Here is a 20578-nt window from a genome sequence, read left to right on the forward strand (position 1 = left end):
CGGAACTACTTACGACGTGGTTTGTAGCCTTTTTTGCGGGAATGCGGTTTAATCTGCTGATTGAAGGGCACGTACGTGTAGCTGGATTGTGGATCGCGATGTGTGAGATGCCAGGTTCCGCAGAATTCGCACCGATACACCCATAGTTCAGTGCCGCGTTCACGCCAGCTCTGGTCGGCGGCCTGCCGGGCCGTCGCTTTGTCGCGATACATGATTTTGTTCGATTCGACGCAGCGTTTGGGTACGAAATAATGCATAGTTCCCCAGTCTATTCCACCATCGGATAAGGGCAGGAAGCTCCCCTGGAATTCCTGGGATCCCCCAGCGTCCCGGGACTCCCAGTGGGTGGAGGAATCCGCCCGCCCACGGGCCTTCCGGCGGAACAAAACACCCAGTGGGTGGAGGAATCATCCCGCCGGCAGTCCTTCCGGCGTCCAAAAACCTCCACCGAATGGAGGAAGACACCCGTGCGCGGGAATAAAAAAGGACCTTCCGGGAACCCCGATGGGGCTCGACCGGAAGGTCCATAAGTTGAATGCGGCGGCGTGCTACTCTCCCACACCCTCTCGAGTGCAGTACCATCGCCGCGACCAGGCCTTAGCTTCCGGGTTCGGAAAGGGACCGGGCGTCTCACCTGGGCCATGACCACCGCAAAACCAATATAACGGCCAACCACAAGGATCGGCCGGCAGAACCGGAACCACGCCACGATTCCGATCGTGGCGGTCCGGGAACCGGACAACGGACGCGAGCAAAACGCTTCACCGGTATCGTTTCCGTGACCACAAGAAACAATGCTCCTTGCCATCCAACGAAAGAAACCACCACAGGACGAGACCCGACCCAACAAGCGGGTCGGAAAGTGTGCCGCGTTCGCCCGTTAGTACCGGTCGGCTCCACCCCTCGCGGGGCTTCCACCTCCGGCCTATCGAACACGTGTTCAACATGCGGGCTACAGGCACCGAAGTGCCAAGGAATCCTAATCTTGGAGCAGGCTTCCCGCTTAGATGCTTTCAGCGGTTATCCCTCCCGAACGTAGCCAACCGGCCATGCCGCTGGCGCGACAACCGGCATACCAGAGGTCCGTCCACCCAGGTCCTCTCGTACTATGGGCAGGCCTCCTCAGGATTCCAACGAGCGCAGAGGATAGAGACCAAACTGTCTCACGACGTTCTGAACCCAGCTCGCGTGCCGCTTTAATCGGCGAACAGCCGAACCCTTGGGACCTGCTCCAGCCCCAGGATGCGACGAGCCGACATCGAGGTGCCAAACCATCCCGTCGATATGGACTCTTGGGAATGATCAGCCTGTTATCCCCGGGGTACCTTTTATCCGTTGAGCGATGCCGCGCCCGTGCGCCGGCACCGGATCACTATCTCCGACTTTCGTCCCTGCCCGAACCGTCGTTCTCGCAGTCAAGCCCGCTTGTGCGATTACACTCGAAACCCGATTGCCAACCGGGCTGAGCGGACCTTTGAGCGCCTCCGTTACTCTTTGGGAGGCAACCGCCCCAGTTAAACTACCCGCCAGGCACTGTCCCTGAACAGGATGACTGTTCGAGGTTAGACGTCAAACGAGAACAGAGCGGTATTTCACCTTGCGGCTCCACACGGGCTGGCGCCCATGCTTCGAAGCCTCCCGCCTATGCTACACAATCCGCGCCTAACGCCAATACCAAGGTATAGTAAAGGTCCCGGGGTCTTTTCGTCCTTCTGCGCTTAACGAGCATCTTTACTCGTACTGCAATTTCGCCGAGCTCCTGGTCGAGACAGTGGGGAAGTCGTTACGCCATTCGTGCAGGTCGGAACTTACCCGACAAGGAATTTCGCTACCTTAGGATGGTTATAGTTACCACCGCCGTTTACCGGGGCTTGAATTCACCGCTTCACCCCAAAAGGGGCTGACGGATCCTCTTAACCTTCCGGCACCGGGCAGGCGTCAGTGCATATACAGCGGCTTGCGCCTTCGCATGCACCTGTGTTTTTGGTAAACAGTCGCTACCCCCTGGTCTGTGCCACCCCCCAACGCTCCGAGGGCAAGCCTCTTCACGCCCGGGGGTCTCCCTTATACCGAAGGCACGGGAGTGATTTGCCGAGTTCCTTGACCAGGATTCGCTCGATCGCCTTGGTATTCTCTACCTGACCACCAGTGTCGGTTTGGGGTACGGGCGGCGACGCCCCTCGCGCCGAGGCTTTTCTCGACGGCCTGGACCACCGGATATCGCGTCCAAAGGACGCCCATCATCACACCTCACCCTATGCGTCCCACGGATTTGCCTATGGGACGGGCTGCGTGCTTGACCACGGAAAACCACCTCCGCGGCCGGCTCCCATTCCGTGTCACCCCTGTGCGCTAGCCTACCAGGACTACGCTCCCAACGACCGCGGACCCCGAACCCCGAAGGGAACGACGCCACGCGACCGGAGGTTAGTACTCATCCGTTCGGCTCTTACGGTACGCCGCCGGTACGGGAATATCCACCCGTTCATCCATTCGACTACGCCTGTCGGCCTCGCCTTAGGACCCGACTCACCCGGGGACGACGAACGTGGCCCCGGAACCCTTGGTCATCCAGCGGACGGGATCCTCACCCGTCTCTCGCTACTCATGTCTGCATTCTCACTCCCGCGCGGTCCACGGCACGGTTCCCCGGCCGCTTCGCCCCACGCGGGACGCTCTCCTACCCAACGGCCGCAAAGGCCGCTGCCGCGTCTTCGGTGGTGTGCTTGAGCCCCGCTACATTGTCGGCGCGGAACCACTAGACCAGTGAGCTGTTACGCACTCTTTCAAGGATGGCTGCTTCTGAGCCAACCTCCTGGCTGTCTATGCGACTCCACATCCTTTCCCACTTAGCACACGCTTCGGGACCTTAGACGACGATCTGGGCTGTCTCCCTCTCGACGACGGAGCTTATCCCCCGCCGACTCACTGCCGGAATACACATCCACGGTATTCGGAGTTTGGCTGCTATTGGTACCCGACACGGGCCCGCAAGCATCCAGTAGCTCTACCCCCGCGATGCAATCAACCGACGCTGCACCTAAATGCATTTCGGAGAGAACCAGCTATCACGGAATTTGATTGGCCTTTCACCCCTAGCCCCAGGTCATCCCCCCGGTTTTCAACCCAGGTGGGTTCGGTCCTCCACGCGGTCTTACCCGCGCTTCAACCTGCCCAGGGCTAGATCATCCCGCTTCGGGTCCAGGGCGCGCGACTCAAAACGCCTTTTGAGACTCGCCTTCGCTACGGCTCCCCCACCACGGGTTAGCCTCGCCACGCACCACTGACTCGCAGACTCATTTTTCGATAGGCACGCCGTCACCCCACAAGGAGGCTCCGACGGATTGTAGGCGCACGGTTTCAGGAACTCTTTCACTCCCCTCCCGGGGTGCTTTTCACCTTTCCCTCACGGTACTGGTACGCTATCGGTCAGACAGGTATGCTTAGACTTACCCCACGGTCGGGGCCGATTCACACGGGATTCCACGAGGCCCGCGCTACTTGGGACACATGATCGGAAGACGGCAAGCTTCCAGGTACGGGGCTGGCACCCTCTGCGGCCAGGCCTTCAAGCCTGTTCCCCTGGCAAGCCGTTTTATGACTCCCGCCCGGTCCGTCGGAACCGGGACACACGCTCCCGCAACACCACGAACGCAACCCCCGACGGGTATCACGCGCCCATGGTTTGGTCTGATCCGCTTTCGCTCGCCACTACTCACGGAGTATCCCTTCCTGCAGGTACTGAGATGTTTCACTTCCCTGCGTACCCCCGGAACAACAAGGTTCCGTGCCGGCCCATGACGGCCGGCGGGTTGCCCCATTCGGAAATCCTCGGATCGAAGCCATGTTGGAGGCTCCCCGAGGCTTATCGCATCCTCAAACGTCCTTCATCGGTACTGTCTGCCAAGGCATCCACCATACGCCCTTCAGGGCGGCACACGCCCCGAAAAAACCCAATGATAGCTTCAAACGCCAGACGACAAATCATCACACTGTAAAAAATGATCACAAAACGATCGATCTCGAAACCAGACTCCAAAAAAGAAGCCTGGCGAAATCGCGATAAAGCAAACGATGACATCACATCATCGCATTGCTCGCGTCCACTATCCAGTTCTCAAACCACCACGCGCCCCGACCGGACCCGACCCGCGGCCCGCAAGGCCGACGGCGTCCCACCAGGGGCATCCGGAAAACCGCACGCACCCAAAACGGATGCGGGTGGCGGTCCGGGAACCCAAAAGCATATCCGCACCACTCCCCGCCGGCCCCAAGGACCCGCGAAGCCAACGATCTCTTCCACACCAGCACGCCCACACGAACCCGGGAACCATCCCCGGCGCATGGGCCACACGACGGACGCCAGACCGGCGTCCTGAAAAACTCCGTAGAAAGGAGGTGATCCAGCCGCACCTTCCGGTACGGCTACCTTGTTACGACTTAGTCCCAATCACGAGTCTCACCTTAGACGGCTCCATCCACAAAGGGTTAGGCCACCGGCTTCGGGTGCTACCCACTTTCATGACTTGACGGGCGGTGTGTACAAGGCCCGGGAACGCATTCACCGCGGCGTTGCTGATCCGCGATTACTAGCGACTCCGCCTTCATGGAGTCGGGTTGCAGACTCCAATCCGAACTGAGACCGGTTTTCAGGGATCCGCTCCACGTCGCCGTGTCGCATCCCGTTGTACCGGCCATTGTAGCATGCGTGAAGCCCTGGACGTAAGGGGCATGATGATCTGACGTCATCCCCACCTTCCTCCGAGTTGACCCCGGCGGTCCCCCGTGAGTTCCCACCATGACGTGCTGGCAACACAGGGCGAGGGTTGCGCTCGTTGCGGGACTTAACCCAACATCTCACGACACGAGCTGACGACGACCATGCACCACCTGTGAACCCGCCCCGAAGGGAGGCCATATCTCTACGGCTGTCGGGAACATGTCAAGCCCAGGTAAGGTTCTTCGCGTTGCATCGAATTAATCCGCATGCTCCGCCGCTTGTGCGGGCCCCCGTCAATTTCTTTGAGTTTTAGCCTTGCGGCCGTACTCCCCAGGCGGGATGCTTAACGCGTTAGCTCCGACACGGAACCCGTGGAACGGGCCCCACATCCAGCATCCACCGTTTACGGCGTGGACTACCAGGGTATCTAATCCTGTTCGCTCCCCACGCTTTCGCTCCTCAGCGTCAGTAACGGCCCAGAGACCTGCCTTCGCCATTGGTGTTCTTCCCGATATCTACACATTCCACCGTTACACCGGGAATTCCAGTCTCCCCTACCGCACTCCAGCCCGCCCGTACCCGGCGCAGATCCACCGTTAAGCGATGGACTTTCACACCGGACGCGACGAACCGCCTACGAGCCCTTTACGCCCAATAATTCCGGATAACGCTTGCACCCTACGTATTACCGCGGCTGCTGGCACGTAGTTAGCCGGTGCTTATTCGAAAGGTACACTCACCCGAAGGCTTGCTCCCGATCAAAAGCGGTTTACAACCCGAAGGCCGTCATCCCGCACGCGGCGTCGCTGCATCAGGCTTGCGCCCATTGTGCAATATTCCCCACTGCTGCCTCCCGTAGGAGTCTGGGCCGTATCTCAGTCCCAATGTGGCCGGTCGCCCTCTCAGGCCGGCTACCCGTCGTAGGCTCGGTGGGCCGTTACCCCGCCGACTACCTGATAGGACGCGACCCCATCCCATACCGATGAAATCTTTCCCGACACCCCATGCGAGGAGTCGGAGCATCCGGCATTACCACCCGTTTCCAGGAGCTATTCCGGTGTATGGGGCAGGTCGGTCACGCATTACTCACCCGTTCGCCACTCTCACCACCAAGCAAAGCCTGATGGATCCCGTTCGACTTGCATGTGTTAAGCACGCCGCCAGCGTTCATCCTGAGCCAGAATCGAACCCTCCACAAAAAAAACTTTGCAGAAAGCCAACATGTGACTCTCAAAAACAAGAAAATTGACGATCGCCTTATAAGGAAAGGCGCATCGCACGAAAACCTCACCGTCCTTCAAGGCCTCCCGGCCACTCGCGAACGAGCGGACGATGAACTGGCAATCATTGACTATAAAGAAGTAGTACAAATACGCTCTTGAGTTCTCAAACCACCACCGCTCACCCGCCTCGAGGCACCCCAACCGGGGAACCACTCGCCGAGCGGCAGCGAAGAGTCAATTTACACGAACCCCGGCGATCACGCAAATCGACCCTTCCAAAGATACCCTAAAACCGTTGCAAATAAACACATCCCTCGGCGTGTCCCGATTCCGTCCATCTGAATCGTCTTTCTCCTTTTCCACAGAAACCAGCTCATCCTTCCGGAAAACATGTTCGTCGTATGAGTCGCCTTATCAGGAATTGACGGAACGATACGTTGAGGGGATTCTGTTATCCTGTGGGGCGCAGCGGAGCAAAATGGCCTGCCAAGACGGGATGGTCCCTTTCCTGAACAGGCTTTTGACTCAAATAGAAGACGGATCGAATATTCCGCAGTGATACCGTGAAGGGAGGGAACGGCATGGAGGCGCAGCCTATGAGGCTACAGGACCTGAGACTCAAAGAAGGAATGTCTCTAGAACAGCTGGCCGAGCTCTCCGGCGTGGATCATGATCGTCTCGTCATGTTCGAAAACAATCCGGAAACCATACGCAATATGCATTTGGACACCGCTCGCCAAATTGCCAAAGCATTGCACTGCAACGTGTTGGAGCTCCATCCCGACGAAGGTTGGAGAGGCGGAATCCACTGCGCTGAATCCGGGCTAAGAGACATTCGTCGGACTCGCGGCTATACGCAAAACGAGTTGTCAGAGATGACAGGGATTCCCCAGCCGAACATCTCTTGGTTTGAGACAGGCTATCGCTCGACCTCAGGCATGCGGCTGGATACAGCCAGGCGTCTGTCGGAAGCGCTTCGATGCGATCCGACAGATTTCCTAAAAGAAGCGTATAGCCGATATGAAAATAAATGTTGTATCTGATTTAGATAAAACACTTAAATTTCATCGGACGCCATACTTCAACAAACGAATGCATCCCGCGCACCTCCCATCTCACCAAAAAGATTAGGCAAGAAAGAAGCCCATCAATCATTGACTTCACAAACCTTTCCCTTCCAGAAAGCTGGATAACGTCCGAGATTTTGCGCACTTTCGGACGTTATCTGGCGCGGAGGACGCATTTGCGCAGTTCGGAAGCGATGAGCACGATCATGGCAAGGCCGAGGCATTCGACCCATGCGCCGACGCTGAGCGGTACCGTACCGAAAGCGGTGTTGAGGAACGGAATGTAAATCACCGCCAGCTGCAATACCATGCTCAGCGCGATCGCGCCCCATAGCCACTTGTTGGAGAACAGTCCGACGAACGCTGACTGCAAGTGCGAGCGCGAGGCAAGCGCGTTCAGCATTTGCGCGAACACGAGAATCGTGAAGCCCATGGTGCGTGCTTCCGTCATTTGTGCGTCGTGACCGATCGCATCGACGGAACGGTCGGTGAACAGACCGCCGTCCAAGTGCATGTCCATGCCGATCAGGGTGACGGCCGCCATAATCACACCGATGAAAATGATGTCGCCCCACATTTCGGCGTCAATCACGCGATCGGTGAGTTTGCGCGGCTTGCGCGCCATCACATCGTCGGTGGACGGGTCGACGCCCATGGCGAGCGCGGGTGCCGCGTCGGTGAGCAGGTTGATCCACAGCAGCTGCGTGGCAAGCAGCGGCACGGTCACGCCTTGGCTGCCGGGCTGGGTGATGCCGAGGAATCCGGCGAGCATCACCCCGCCGAACACGGTGAACACTTCGCCCACATTGGAGCTCAGCAGGTAGCGCAGGAACTTGCGGATGTTGTCGAAAATGCCGCGTCCTTCACGCACGGCTGCGACGATGGTGCTGAAGTTGTCGTCGGCGAGGATCATTTTCGCGCTCTGCTTGGTCACTTCAGTGCCGGTAATGCCCATGGCGACGCCAATATCGGCGGTTTTGACTGCGGGAGCGTCGTTCACGCCGTCACCGGTCATGGCCACGATATTGCCTTGCCGTTGCAAGGATTCAACGATCTTCAACTTGTGTTCCGGCGCGACTCGCGCATAGACGGACACTTCACTGGTCACCTTGTCGAATGCCGCTTCGTCGGATAGTTCGTCAAGCTGGCTGCCGGTCATGGCCGTGCCGCCCTTGTCGATAATACCCAGATCGGTGGCGATGCGCGCCGCGGTCAGCGGGTGATCGCCGGTAATCATTACCGTACGAATGCCGGCGCGATGCGCTTCGGCAACCGAATCACGCACTTCCGTACGCGGCGGATCGATGATGCCAACCATGCCGACCCAAATCAAATCGTTCTCAAGCACATCGCTTTGTTCCGCAATATCGGCAACATGACCTGCGGAATTCAGCATGATTCCCGGCACTTGCGCAAGAGAAGCGGTACCGAGCGGACGATAAGCCTGACCCAACGTGCGGTATGCGTCGGAGGAAAGCTGTTCGACAGTCGCAAGAATCTGCTGACGATCACCTTCCGTAAGTGGACGTACCGCACCGCCGACCGCAATCCTGCTGCAATATCCAAGAAGCACATCGGGGGCACCCTTGGAGAAGACGGTCAGACGGCCGGCGTCAGCGTTGTCTTGCGCCACGATGGACATGCGCTTACGTTCGGAAGTAAACGGGATTTCGCCAACGCGCTCGTAGTTGGCGTACTTGCGATCCGCCTTCACTTTTCGTGCTGCGACGATGAGTGAGACTTCGGTCGGGTCGCCGACCGCCTCCCACGTTACGTTTTCCGCATTTCCGGCAGAAGCAGCAGATTCGCGCAGTTCGCCGTCATTCGCCAACGCGCCCACGGCAAGGGTCGCAACGGCTTCCGATTCGATGATCCCGCGTATTTGCGCATGTTCCATGGTCTGTGGATCGACCACCATGCGGCCTTCCGGCGCATAGCCGGTGCCAGTAAGCTGCACTTCGCCGCTCGGAGTGACCACACGCTCCACGGTCATCTCATTGCGGGTGAGCGTGCCGGTCTTATCGGAGCAGATCACCGACGCAGATCCAAGCGTTTCCACCGAATGCAGCTTCTTGACGATCGCATTGTGCATGGCCATGCGCTGCACGCCGAGCGCGAGCACCACCGTAAGAATCGCAGCCAAACCTTCCGGCACGGCCGCAACCGCCAGAGAAACGGCCAACAGCAGCGAATCGATCACATCGTGAACGTCTTGGAAGCCTTCGGTAAGCGCGAGCGCGACCAACACCACGACCGCGATGATGCATACCGCGCTGCCGAGGATTTTGGAAACGTAGTTCATTTCCTTTTGCAGCGGGGTTTCGTCGTCTTCCGTGGCTTGCAGCAGATCGGCGATTTTACCGACCTGCGTGCCCATGCCGGTGCTGGTTACGATGGCGCGGCCGGTGCCTTGCGTTACGGACGTGCCGTTGAACACCATGTTGGCGCGGTCGCCGAGGGCCTTCGCCTGTGCGAGGGTGTCGGTCTTTTTGCCGACGGGCACGCTTTCGCCGGTGAGGCTGGCTTCCGCGATTCGTAGGCTGGCGGCGGCGAAGAGGCGTCCGTCCGCGGAAACGGAGTCGCCTTCGCCGAGCACGATGATGTCGCCGAGCACCACGTCAACCGTGTTGATGCGTTCGATTTTGCCGTCACGCAGCACGTTGGTTTGCGGCGCGGTCATGCTGGAGAGCGCTTCGACGGCGGCTTCCGCCTTCGATTCCTGGATGTAGCCGAGCACCGCGTTGACGATGAGGATCAGCACGATGACGATGGCGTCGAACGGCAATGCTTCGCCGCCTTCCACACCCGGTACGGCGTTGGCGCGTTCAATGAACCATGCGACGAGCGAAATGCCGGTTGCGGCCAGCAACAGGTAGACAAGGGGGTCTTTGAATTGTTCGAGGAATTTCTTCCATTTCGGCACCGGCGGTGCGGACGAGAGTTCGTTCGGCCCGTACTTGTCGAGACGCCGCTTGGCTTCCGCTTGACTCAGGCCGGTATTCAAATCGACACCAAGCGATTGCGCTACGGTTTGCGCATCGGCGAGCGACGGATCGACTTGCGTTTGCGTCGCGATATTTTTCGCTTGTTCGAAATTTCCCGAACTGGTATCGCGGAATTGGGTGGATTGATCTTCCTTGCGATCAACCATGATGATCTCCTTGGGAGCGCCGCGGAGTAGTCAGCACTCCCCTGCCGTTGCGATAGTGCGAAAACTGCGGAAAATTGCGATTTTCACAGATTCCGTCTGACAGGGCAATGCTGCGCGGTTGTGGACACCGGACGTGCGCCATCGGTGCATTCCTGCCATTATTACACACCGTGCCCATTTTGCAAGACTGCAACGCACCGTCTTTTGTCAAGATTTCACAAAATCGTGAAACATAATCTGCAATCTTATTTCGACCGCGCATTCGATTACACGGCAACACCGACGGCAATGTCGCTACCATCTTTGGCGGAAGTGTGATATGTTATCGGATGTTAGTAAACAAAATTACTTACGCTATGATTCGTAGCGTACATTGGCAACGTCGCAATGGATAGGGGTAGTTACTATGGCAGCTCAAGAAGAAGCCACGCAATTGCAAGAATCACAGGAAACGCAAGGGGTTCCGGAATCGCGCATCCTGCAGGCGCGGCAGGCGAACGCAAGCTGGCTCACCGATCCGACCGCATTCGCGGTGAATCGCAAGCCCGCGCACTCCAATCATCGGTATTTCCTGGGCGAAGCCACCGAACCAAAGCAGAATCTCGACGGCGAATGGAAAGTAAACGTCACTCAGGCAGCCAACGTCGACGTGGAAAACGCGCCGTTCGCCGCAGCTGACTTCAACGATGCCGGTTTCGGCGCGATCAACGTGCCCGAACACCTGCAGATGGCCGGCTATTTGAAGAACAAATATGTGAATGTGCAGTATCCATGGGATGGCCATGAGGATCCGCAGGAGCCGAACGTTCCCGAAAACAATCATGTGGCGATCTACCGCCGTTCCTTCACGCTTGACCGTCCGATCGCCGCGACGCTGGAAAATGACGGCACCGTCAGCATCACGTTCCACGGCATGGCCACCGCGATCTACGTGTGGGTCAACGGCACGTTCGTCGGCTATGGCGAGGATGGTTTCACCCCGAACGAATTCGACATCACCGAAGCGTTGAACGTTGACGGCGACAACGTGCTCACCGTCGCCTGCTACGAATACGCGAGCGCCTCTTGGCTGGAAGATCAGGATTTCTGGCGTTTGCACGGCCTGTTCCGTTCCGTGGAGCTCGCCGCACAGCCTCGCGTGCATGTCGAAACCGTGCAGATCGAAGCCGACTACAATCCCTCCATGGCCGCCGGAACGCTGAATGCAACCCTGCAGTTGCGCAATGCAAACGACGCGGCCACCGTCAAGGCGAAACTGCGTGACGCAAACGGCACTGTGGTGTGGGAATCCACGCAATGCGCCAACGAAACCATCACCCTCAATTCCGGCGCGCTGAAGAACATTGCGCCGTGGAGCGCCGAAGAGCCAACCCTGTATGAGCTGACGGTGCTTGTCGTCGGCCACGACGGCCCGCTGGTCGAAAAAAACGTGCAGCGTATCGGCTTCCGCACATTCCGTATCGAAGACGGCATCATGAAGCTCAACGGCAAGCGCGTGGTCTTCAAGGGCGCCGACCGCCACGAATTCGACGCGAAGCGCGGCCGCGCCATCACCAGGCAAGACATGATCGACGACATCACGTTCTGCAAGAGGCACAACATCAACGCCATCCGCACCTCGCACTACCCCAACCAGGAATACTGGTACGACCTGTGCGACGAATACGGCATCTACCTGATCGACGAGACCAATATGGAAACGCACGGCAGCTGGGTTGCGAACAACATCGAAACCCCCGAAACTGCGGTGCCGGGCAGCAAACCGCAGTGGGAGGGCGCGTGCGTGGACCGTATCAACAGCATGATGCGCCGCGATTACAACCATCCGAGCGTGCTCATCTGGTCGCTCGGCAACGAGTCGTTCGCCGGCGAAGTGTTCCGCGCGATGCACGCCCACGCGCACGCGATCGACCCGAACCGCCCCGTGCATTACGAAGGTTCCGTGCATGATCGCGCGTTCGACGACGTGACCGATATCGAAAGCCGCATGTACGCGCACGCCGACGAAATCGAGGAATATCTCAAGTCCGATCCGAAGAAGCCGTATATTTCCTGCGAATACATGCACGCCATGGGCAATTCCGTCGGCAACATGGACGAATACACGGCTTTGGAACGCTATCCGCAATATCAGGGCGGATTTATTTGGGATTTCATCGACCAGGCGATTCTCGACAGCAACGGTCGCATGTGCTACGGCGGTGATTTCGGCGACCGTCCGAGCGACTACGAATTCTCCGGCGACGGCCTGCTATTCGCCGACCGCACGCCGTCGCCAAAGGCGCAAGACGTCAAGCAGCTGTACGCGAACGTGCATATGACCGTCGATGCTTCCGGCATTACGATCACCAACGACAATCTGTTTGTTTCGACGGCTGATTCCACGTTTGTGTTGCGTATTTTGGCTGATGGCAAGCCCGTTTGGTCTTCTTCGCGCCGCTTCGACGTTGCCGCAGGTACAAGCGAGCATGTTGAGATCGATTGGCCGATCGACGATTACCGCGCAGGTGCGCAGGAACTGGTTTTGGAGGCGTCCCAGCAGTTGACTTCCGCTTGCGATTGGGCTCCGGCTGGGTATGAGCTTTCGTTCGGCCAGTGCGTGGTTGCGGGTGGCAAGATTGCCGATACTGTTACGGCCGCTTCCGCCGCTTCCGATGGAGCGATCACCTTGGGCCGCTGGAATATCGGCGCACGCCGTGCGGGCCGTGAAGCCCTGTTCTCCCTTGCACAGGGCGGCATGGTGTCGTACAAGCTTGGCGAGCGCGAATTCGTGTTGCGCAAGCCGCTGATCACCACGTTCCGTGCGCTGACCGACAATGATCGCGGCGCGGGCCATGCGTTCGAGCGTGCGCAGTGGGCGGTTGCCGGAAAGTATGCGCGTTGCGTTGATACGAAGGTTGAGCCGCTCGGCGAAACCGCAGTTTCCGTCACTTACACGTATGAGCTTGCGATTGCGCAGCGCACGAAGGTCACCATTCGTTACGTTGCCGATGTGCTTGGCCACGTCGATCTGCATGTTGCATATCCGGGTGAAAAGGACGGCGATCTGCCGACGATTCCGGCGTTCGGCATTGAATGGATGCTGCCGGTCGAGTATTCGAATCTGCGATTCTATGGCGTAGGCCCGGAGGAAACGTATGCCGACCGCAAGCATGCGAAGCTGGGCATTTGGGATACGAACGCCTTCCGCGATCGCGCGCCGTATCTGCTGCCGCAGGAAACCGGCAACCATGAGGACGTGCGTTGGGCTGAGATTACGGACGATTCCGGTCATGGCTTGCGCGTGAGCCAGACTGCGAATACTGAAACCGGCGTTACGAAGCCGTTTGCGATGAGCCTGCTGCCGTATTCGAGCACGATGCTTGAGGAGGCGCTGCATCAGGACGAGCTGCCGGAGCCGAAGCACATGTTCCTGCGCGTGCTCGCCGCTCAGATGGGTGTCGGCGGCGACGATTCCTGGATGAGCCCGGTGCACGAGCAGTATCAGCTGCCCGCCGACCAGCCGCTCAACCTCGACGTAGCCCTCGACCTGTTCTAGTTTCAAGGATTCAGTCGATTCCTACGTGCGAAATGTCTCCCGATTCTTGATTTCAAGGATCGGGAGGCATTCGTTGTGCCGCAAGTTGACTTTCGGCCTCACGATTCGCAGTTCTGTCTCACGATTTCGCAAGATCGTGCGACAATTCGGAAAAAACATGCGATCAGACCATCAAAATGGACGATGAGGGGGATTTTGTTGATGGCTTAAATTAGACGGATTGCCTAGAATGGGGGCAGAACTTCCGAAACGTTCGAGCGCAGGCGGGCAAATTCGCGCGCGTCCGAGCGTCACGAAGCACGCTCTTCCAGGAAAGGGGCCATCATGAGCGACGCAATGAACAACCCGTATGCGAACAATCCGAATCAAAATGGCAGCAACGAACAGCAGCCGCAAGGCCAGCCGGAATACGGGGCATACGCACCAAACCAGCAATCGCAATCCCAGCAGCAGGGCGGCAATCCCAACAATTCGGGCAATCCGTATCAAAGCGAGCCTCAGACCCCATGCTACTTCGACGGTCCCAACGCCAACCCGAATCCCAACCAGAACGGCTTCTTCTACGCGAGCTACACCACCGGTCAGCCGTACGGCCAACCATACGGACAGCAGAACAGCCAATCCGACGCTGACAACGGCACCAACAATTGGCAGCCGATCAGCCCATTCAAGCTCGTGGAGGAATGGCTCCCGAAGAAGGCAAAGAACGCGATCCGCGGCACGTATGCGGTACTCGGCATCGCCGCCGTCATTCTCGGCCTGGCACTGCTGATCTGGCCGGGTGCCACACTGAAGGTCGCCGCAATCGCGCTTGGTGCATACTTCGTGGTTTCCGGTGTGGTCCGCATTGTGACCGCAATTGTGGAACTCGGGCTTCCGGGAGGATGGCGCGTGCTTGACATTCTGATCGGCCTGATGCTGTCTGTCGGCGGTGTGGTCATGCTGAAAAACGCGGCGCTTTCCGGAGCCACACTCGCCGTGCTCATCACCATGGTGGTCGGTCTCGGCTGGATGCTGGAAGGCGTGATGGCGCTCGTGGAATCGTGGCGCATGCCAAGCTCCGCATGGGCCGTAATCTACGCACTGCTGTCGATCGTCGCCGGCTTCATCGTGCTGTTCTCCCCCGTCAGCTCCACGACCTGGCTGATCCTGTTCGGCGGATGCGCGCTTGTGGCGATCGGCATCGTCGCGATCGTACGTGCGTTCACCTTCGGCAAGTCCAAGCGCAAGTAATTTTTTGCGGCGCGGGCCGTAAAGTCTGATTATCTCTGTTTTCCCAGGGGCACCAAGCAACAGCTCGGTGCCCTTTCCATAGCGAAATCGCTTTTTATACCAAGATTCAAAGTCGCACAACCATGAATCTTGGTATTAATACTGGTATATAATTGGGTATGAAATTCGGTTTTAAGAAAGGTTTATCATGGCAAGCGCACTTGACATACTCGATGACCTTGCTCCAATCAGCGAGCTCAGCAATGGTCGTACTTCCGCATTGTTGCAGCGGGCCGACCACGATCCAGTCATTCTGATCAAACGAAACAAGCCGTCCTACGTTCTCATGAATATCGAAAACTATCGCGCTCTCATGGAACGAATCGAAGACAACGAAGACTTGCTTCTTGCCGAAAAAAGACTCGACAACAGTACTGGCACAACTATCAGCAACGAAGAGGTCATGCTCGATCTCGGCATTTCCCCAAGCGACCTCGCCGAGGCACCTGAGCCGGAACTCGCATGAACTGGCAAGTTGAATGGCTTGACGAAGCCAAGAAAGACATGCGCAAACTCGGCAAAGCCGAGCAAATCCAAGTACTCAAGGGAATCGAGAAAGTTCGCACAAACCCACTGCCCACCTCGCAAGGCGGGTATGGCAAACCGTTACGCAATGCCGAACGAACGAAACTTTCCAGGCTTTGCAAAATCAAATTCAGGGATATCGGCATTCGCGTTGTTTACAAACCGTTACTGCGAAATGGAATCATGACCATCATCGTCGTTGGCATTCGTTCCGATAGTGACGCTTACATCAAAGCCAACAAGAGACGCAAAGAATATGGACTATAAGATGCGTCCGCCAATTTTCAGCGAACGTTACTTTTTCTTCAAGATTAGCCGATGATTTTACAAAAGAAGTGACGATCGTCGCATGACATTGTCGACTTGCCCGACGTAAGATGAAGGCACAACAGAAGAACGAAGAAAAGAAAATAGACAACAAACACAGACTTACGGCAGCGGCCAGAGGAATGGACAAGAAAACAGATACGCGCCGCCAAGCCGAACGAAAGGAAACATCATGAAGAACAACACTTTCAACCAGGTCATCAACGCCAACCTCGCTTCCATCGATCCGGGCTTCGGCCAGTTCGCACTCGCCAAGGCTTCCTCCGACCTCTTCAAGAAGGTCCTCAACAAGTAAGACCGCTTCCTAGACGGGAGGCAAGGCGCAGGCGCCACAGCACCTCGCCCCTCTTCTTTCCAATCCTTAAATCACATAGCGGGAGGCCGCGGTTCCAAACGGAATCGCGGCCTCCCGCTTTTCACGTACGCCGGCTACCCCTCCTCAACAGCGAGATTGCGGGCGGCGGCGCGTTCGCGTGGGCCGCGCGTCACGTAGAAGCCGATTGCCACGATGACGAACATCACCGTGCAGCAGATCCACAGCACACGGCTGCCGAACGCGTTGAGAATCCAGCCTCCGACCAACGGCGAGAACGCGTTCGACAGCGACCACACCAGGTTGTATAACCCTTGGTAGGTGCCGCGCACATCCTTTGGCGCGATGTTCGCCACCGTTGTGGCGGCAATCGGGAACGTGCCCAGCTCGCCAAGCGTCCACAGCACGGTCGCGATTGCGAACGCCACCCACGAATTCGCGCCGATCTGGAACGCGTATCCGACCGCCGTGATGGACATGCCGAGCACCAGCACTCGGGTGTTGCTCATCCGCTGGAACAGACCGATCGCGGGAATCTGCAGCAGACACAGCAGGCCGCCGTTGATGGTCAGCAGACTGGAATATTCATCCGTGCCAAGGCCGATCTGCGTCATGGAAATCGGCAGGCCGCTGACGATCTGGTAATACGCCAGCGTGTACAGGAACATCAGCACCACCATCGACATCAGCGCGCCGTCGGCGCATGCGCGACGATAGCTGCGCCATACGGAGAACCGCTGCGGCCGCTGCGATTCGCCGGTTTGTTTCACAGCATGTTCCACGGCATTTCCCGCAGCTGATTCCGCGGCTTGCGACGCCCGCGCCGGCGCGACCTCGCCCCGCGGGCGCTTGCCCAGCCCGACTTCCTTGAAGAACACGATCATCAAGATCGTGGCGAACACCAGCACCGCGGCTTCCGCGTAGAACATCAGCGCATAGGAGATCTTCACCAACTGGTTGGCGATGATCGGGCCGATCGCGAAGCCGAAATTCGCGGCCCACGTCTGCAGCGAATACGCGCGCTTCTGTTTGCGGAACGGCACCACGTCGGACACGTACGCCGCGACCGCGGGCGTCGGCATGGATGAGATGGCGCCGTAGGCCAGCAGCGCGATCGCCATGATCCACGGATTGCCGATGAACGCCAGCAGGACCAGCATCGCGGCGGAGCCGAGATTGCCGATGACGATCATCGCCGGGCGGCCGAAGCGGTCGGACAGCGCGCCGCCATACAGGCAGCCGAAGATGCCGCCGAAACCGTACATGGAGACGATGGTGCCGGCCACGCCCGCGCTGACATGCATGTCAGACACCAGATACATGGAAAGGAATGACGTGACGAAGCGGCCCATCCACAGGATAAGCAGCGTGACCCACAAGCCCCAGAACATGAGGGGCAATCCGAAAATCTCTTTGTTCTTCTCCATTCTTGCCATCATATCGAGCAATATCGAGCGGACGCGACGCCAGTAGCCTTTTCCCGGGGTGCTGGGAGAATGGACAACTATGGCAATGAAAAAAGGACCGACCAAGGGGTCGGGTGGAAAGCATCGTAACGCGCTGAGGGGCAAGGGACCGACCCCCAAGGCCGAAGATCGCGTATATCACAAGGCTTACAAGGAAAAGCAGGCTACCAATCGTCGTAAGATGGCTGATCCGCGACTGGCGGCACGCCGTCGCGCGGCAAAGTTCAGCTCAGAATCCGACGATCTCGTCATCGGTCGCAACGCCGTTCTCGAAGCGTTGCGCTGCGGCGTGCCCGCGAGCACGCTGTATGTGGCCGCACGCATCGAGCACGACGATCGCACGCGTGAAATCATTCGTCTCGCCGGCATTCACGGACTGAACCTCATGGAAGCCGACCGACTGGAAATGGACCGTATCGCACGCTCCTCCAACCATCAGGGCGTGGTGATGAAGGCGCAGCCGTTCCAGTATTCCTCGCTCGCCGAGCTGGTGGAACGCGCGGACAAGAAGTCTCGTGCCATGGAAGCGGCCAACTCCGCAAGCGCACGCATTGCGGCACGTCCGCTGTTCATCGCGCTTGACGGCGTCACCGATCCGCAGAATCTGGGCGCGGTCATCCGTTCCGCAGCCGCATTCGGCGCCAACGGCGTGATCCTGCCGGAACGTCGTTCCGCTTCGGTCACCGCAGCCGCATGGAAGGTGTCCGCAGGCGCAGCCGCGCACATGCCAGTCGCCCGCGTGGTGAACCTCACCAAAGCCATTGAAAGCCTGAAGGAACGCGGATACTACAGCGTCGGTCTCGACGGTGGCGGCGACGCCCTCGTTGGCGAAACCGGTTTCGAAACCGATCCGCTGGTTGTGGTGCTCGGTTCCGAAGGCAACGGCCTGAGCCGTCTCGTACGCGAGACATGCGATTCCATCGCCGGCATCCCAATGTCGAACATGGTCGAATCGCTGAACGCTTCCGTCGCAGCGGGCATCACGCTGTATTCCGTCGCACGCGCCCGCCGCGAGGCCGGTGCCGCCGCTGACGCGAAGTAATCAACACGAAGCGACAGGAAGTAAGCACAGCGAAACTGCAGAAGTAAACACAACAAGGCAGCAAGTCCGAAATACATATGAGCGGATAGTCCATACGGATTATCCGCTCATTTTGTTGCGCAAATCTGTACTTGGATTGATTTTGCGCTTACCGCAGACCCACTCCCCCGCCAACGATCTCTCGCAACACGTTCTCTCACTTTCAAAAGTCAAAATTTTTTTGAGTTTTGAAAGTGAGGGGTGTGAAGGGATAACAAAAGCGGAGGATTATTAGTGGTCCTCCGCTTAACGGCTCGGCCCTGAAATTTTTGACTGCGGCTACGCCGCAGACTCAATACTGCCTTCGGCGCGGCTATCGCCTCGTCTCAGGGCATATTGATAGAAAAAGCTCCACTGGAGCTTTTTCTATCAATGTGCCCATACAGCTGCGTCGGGATCGTCGTCGGGGTTGTAGCCGTCGTCGGGATCGTCGTAGGTGTATTCGTCGTCGATCACACCGGAATCGGCTTCGGCGTTCAACGCGTCCACATCCTTCGTGGTGAGCTTGTACTGCGGAAGCACCTTCTCCACATAGCTTTGCACCGCCTCGGCCATCGGCACATCATGACCCGCCTTCTCGGCCAGGAACCAACGGTGGTCAAGCACTTCATGGAAGAACTGAGCCGGTTCGATCTGCGAACGGTATTCACGCGGAATCATGCGCACGGTCGGCTCGAACACTTCGCGCATCCAATCAGTGGCGACAATCTCAAGATCCTCACCCTCACGCCATGTGGAAGCGCGGTAGGCATCCAAATCGTTCAACAGTCGACGAGCCTGATTCTCCTGCACATCAAGACCAGTCAATCGCAGCAGCTTACGATTCGCATAGCCGGCATCGACCACACGCGGACGCACCAGCACACGCTTGCCATCTTCGGCGGTCTTCATCTCCAGCTCATCCACATCAAAACCAAGCTCATTGAGCTTGTTGACGCGCTTCTCGATCTTCCACATCTCATCCGGACCGAACTTGTCGGTATCAGTCAGCGCGCTCCACAGCGAATGGTAACGATCCACCAAACGGTTGCCGATCGCAATTTCGTCAACACCGCTCGGCAGCAGCGAACCGGACGAAAGATCCATCAATTCGCCAATAATGTTCGTACGGGCCAAATCAACGTCGTACTCGCGCTGGCCCTCCGTCAGATTAATCTGCAGATCACCGGTTTCCGCATCAACCAAAAATGCGGAGAACGCGTAGGCGTCGCGCAGGAACAACACGTTCGACAGTGACACATCGCCCCAATAGAAGCCAGCCAAATGCAAACGCACCATCAGCACGGCCAACGCGTCGATCAGTCGTTCCGCGGTATCAGGGCGCAGATTACGCGCGAACAGCGCACGATACGGCAGTGAGAACTTCAAATGCTTGGTGACAAGGATCGCTTCCAGCGGCTCGCCTTCACGGCTATGACGGCCTGTGACCACGGCGATCGGCTGCACGGTCGGCAGTTCCAGCTTCTGCAGGCGACGCAGCAGCTCGTATTCTCGTTCCGCCACATTGCGCGTGATTTCCTTCATGGCGTACACTTCGTCGCCTACGTGCACGAAACGCACCACATGCCTGGAAATACCACGCGGAAGATTAGCCAGCAGGTCTTCCGGCCAAGTAGCCAGCGGCTTTTCCCACGGCAGGGTGAACATCTTTGGATTCGAGCTTGCGGCGGTGATTTTCAGCGCATGCGGCTCCGGAGATGAGGCAGCCGGATCTTCGGCCTTCACGGAAGTTGCTTTCAGCACACGGGGATCCATCTGTGGCAATTCAAGAGATTCCATGAATCAACAATTTACCTGTTGACCTACCCGAAGAAGCAAGTATGGACGAATCCGTTTCACCTGCCGATATGCGATGATCTCAATACTGGAATCTCACTATCCATCTCATATTACGA

General features: G+C 58.0%; 11 protein-coding genes and 3 rRNA genes. 7 read left to right on the top strand and 7 right to left on the bottom strand.

From position 1 onward, the window contains the following. Positions 1–5: 5 nt before the first annotated feature. The 4 genes from BBPC_RS08760 to BBPC_RS08775 all read right to left on the bottom strand — a co-directional run bounded on the left by BBPC_RS08760 (position 6) and on the right by BBPC_RS08775 (position 5919). Positions 6–257 (bottom strand): hypothetical protein, encoded by a 252-nt coding sequence (locus BBPC_RS08760; protein ID WP_004223621.1) that lies wholly within the window; start codon positions 255–257, stop codon positions 6–8. A gap of 278 nt (positions 258–535) precedes the next feature. Beyond that, positions 536–653: ribosomal RNA gene (gene rrf / locus BBPC_RS08765) — 5S ribosomal RNA — on the bottom strand. 208 nt (positions 654–861) lie between these two features. Then, positions 862–3939, bottom strand: a 23S ribosomal RNA gene (locus tag BBPC_RS08770). Positions 3940–4391: 452 nt separating this feature from the next. After that, positions 4392–5919: ribosomal RNA gene (locus BBPC_RS08775) — 16S ribosomal RNA — on the bottom strand. Together the 16S, 23S and 5S rRNA genes form the textbook arrangement of a ribosomal RNA operon. A gap of 605 nt (positions 5920–6524) precedes the next feature. On the opposite strand from BBPC_RS08775, the gene BBPC_RS08785 reads away from it, so the two are divergent. Then, positions 6525–6986: a helix-turn-helix transcriptional regulator gene (locus tag BBPC_RS08785; RefSeq protein ID WP_004220947.1), complete on the top strand. Its 462-nt coding sequence runs from the start codon at positions 6525–6527 to the stop codon at positions 6984–6986. Between the two features lie 178 nt (positions 6987–7164). Here the strand turns inward: BBPC_RS08785 and BBPC_RS08790 are convergent, their stop codons facing one another. Further along, on the bottom strand, positions 7165–10161 hold the full coding sequence (locus tag BBPC_RS08790; protein ID WP_004220949.1) for a cation-translocating P-type ATPase: 2997 nt from the start codon (positions 10159–10161) through the stop codon (positions 7165–7167). A gap of 406 nt (positions 10162–10567) precedes the next feature. On the opposite strand from BBPC_RS08790, the gene BBPC_RS08795 reads away from it, so the two are divergent. The 5 genes from BBPC_RS08795 to BBPC_RS10195 all read left to right on the top strand — a co-directional run bounded on the left by BBPC_RS08795 (position 10568) and on the right by BBPC_RS10195 (position 16118). After that, positions 10568–13699 (top strand): glycoside hydrolase family 2 TIM barrel-domain containing protein, encoded by a 3132-nt coding sequence (locus BBPC_RS08795; protein WP_004220951.1) that lies wholly within the window; start codon positions 10568–10570, stop codon positions 13697–13699. Between the two features lie 324 nt (positions 13700–14023). Beyond that, positions 14024–14932 carry an HdeD family acid-resistance protein gene (locus tag BBPC_RS08800; RefSeq protein WP_004220953.1) on the top strand — a complete coding sequence of 303 codons (909 nt, stop codon included), beginning with the start codon at positions 14024–14026 and terminating at the stop codon, positions 14930–14932. Between the two features lie 187 nt (positions 14933–15119). Further along, positions 15120–15437: a type II toxin-antitoxin system Phd/YefM family antitoxin gene (locus BBPC_RS08805; protein ID WP_004220954.1), complete on the top strand. Its 318-nt coding sequence runs from the start codon at positions 15120–15122 to the stop codon at positions 15435–15437. Beyond that, positions 15434–15763, top strand: coding sequence for a type II toxin-antitoxin system RelE family toxin (locus BBPC_RS08810; RefSeq protein ID WP_004220956.1), 330 nt, complete (start codon positions 15434–15436; stop codon positions 15761–15763). The genes BBPC_RS08805 and BBPC_RS08810 overlap by 4 nt, the downstream gene beginning before the upstream one ends. A gap of 232 nt (positions 15764–15995) precedes the next feature. Next, positions 15996–16118 carry a hypothetical protein gene (locus BBPC_RS10195; RefSeq protein ID WP_004220960.1) on the top strand — a complete coding sequence of 41 codons (123 nt, stop codon included), beginning with the start codon at positions 15996–15998 and terminating at the stop codon, positions 16116–16118. A gap of 134 nt (positions 16119–16252) precedes the next feature. Here the strand turns inward: BBPC_RS10195 and BBPC_RS08815 are convergent, their stop codons facing one another. Next, positions 16253–17563, bottom strand: a complete 1311-nt coding sequence (locus BBPC_RS08815) for an MDR family MFS transporter (RefSeq protein ID WP_033524403.1) — start codon at positions 17561–17563, stop codon at positions 16253–16255. 79 nt (positions 17564–17642) lie between these two features. Between BBPC_RS08815 and rlmB the strand changes: the two genes are divergently transcribed. Further along, positions 17643–18644 (top strand): 23S rRNA (guanosine(2251)-2'-O)-methyltransferase RlmB, encoded by a 1002-nt coding sequence (gene rlmB, locus BBPC_RS08820; protein WP_004220965.1) that lies wholly within the window; start codon positions 17643–17645, stop codon positions 18642–18644. 408 nt (positions 18645–19052) lie between these two features. Here the strand turns inward: rlmB and BBPC_RS08825 are convergent, their stop codons facing one another. Then, entirely contained in the window at positions 19053–20462 is a 1410-nt protein-coding gene (locus BBPC_RS08825; protein ID WP_004220967.1) for a DUF4032 domain-containing protein, read from the bottom strand. Positions 20463–20578 lie beyond the last annotated feature (116 nt).

This window comes from Bifidobacterium pseudocatenulatum DSM 20438 = JCM 1200 = LMG 10505, assembly GCF_001025215.1.
GTDB lineage: Bacteria > Actinomycetota > Actinomycetes > Actinomycetales > Bifidobacteriaceae > Bifidobacterium > Bifidobacterium pseudocatenulatum.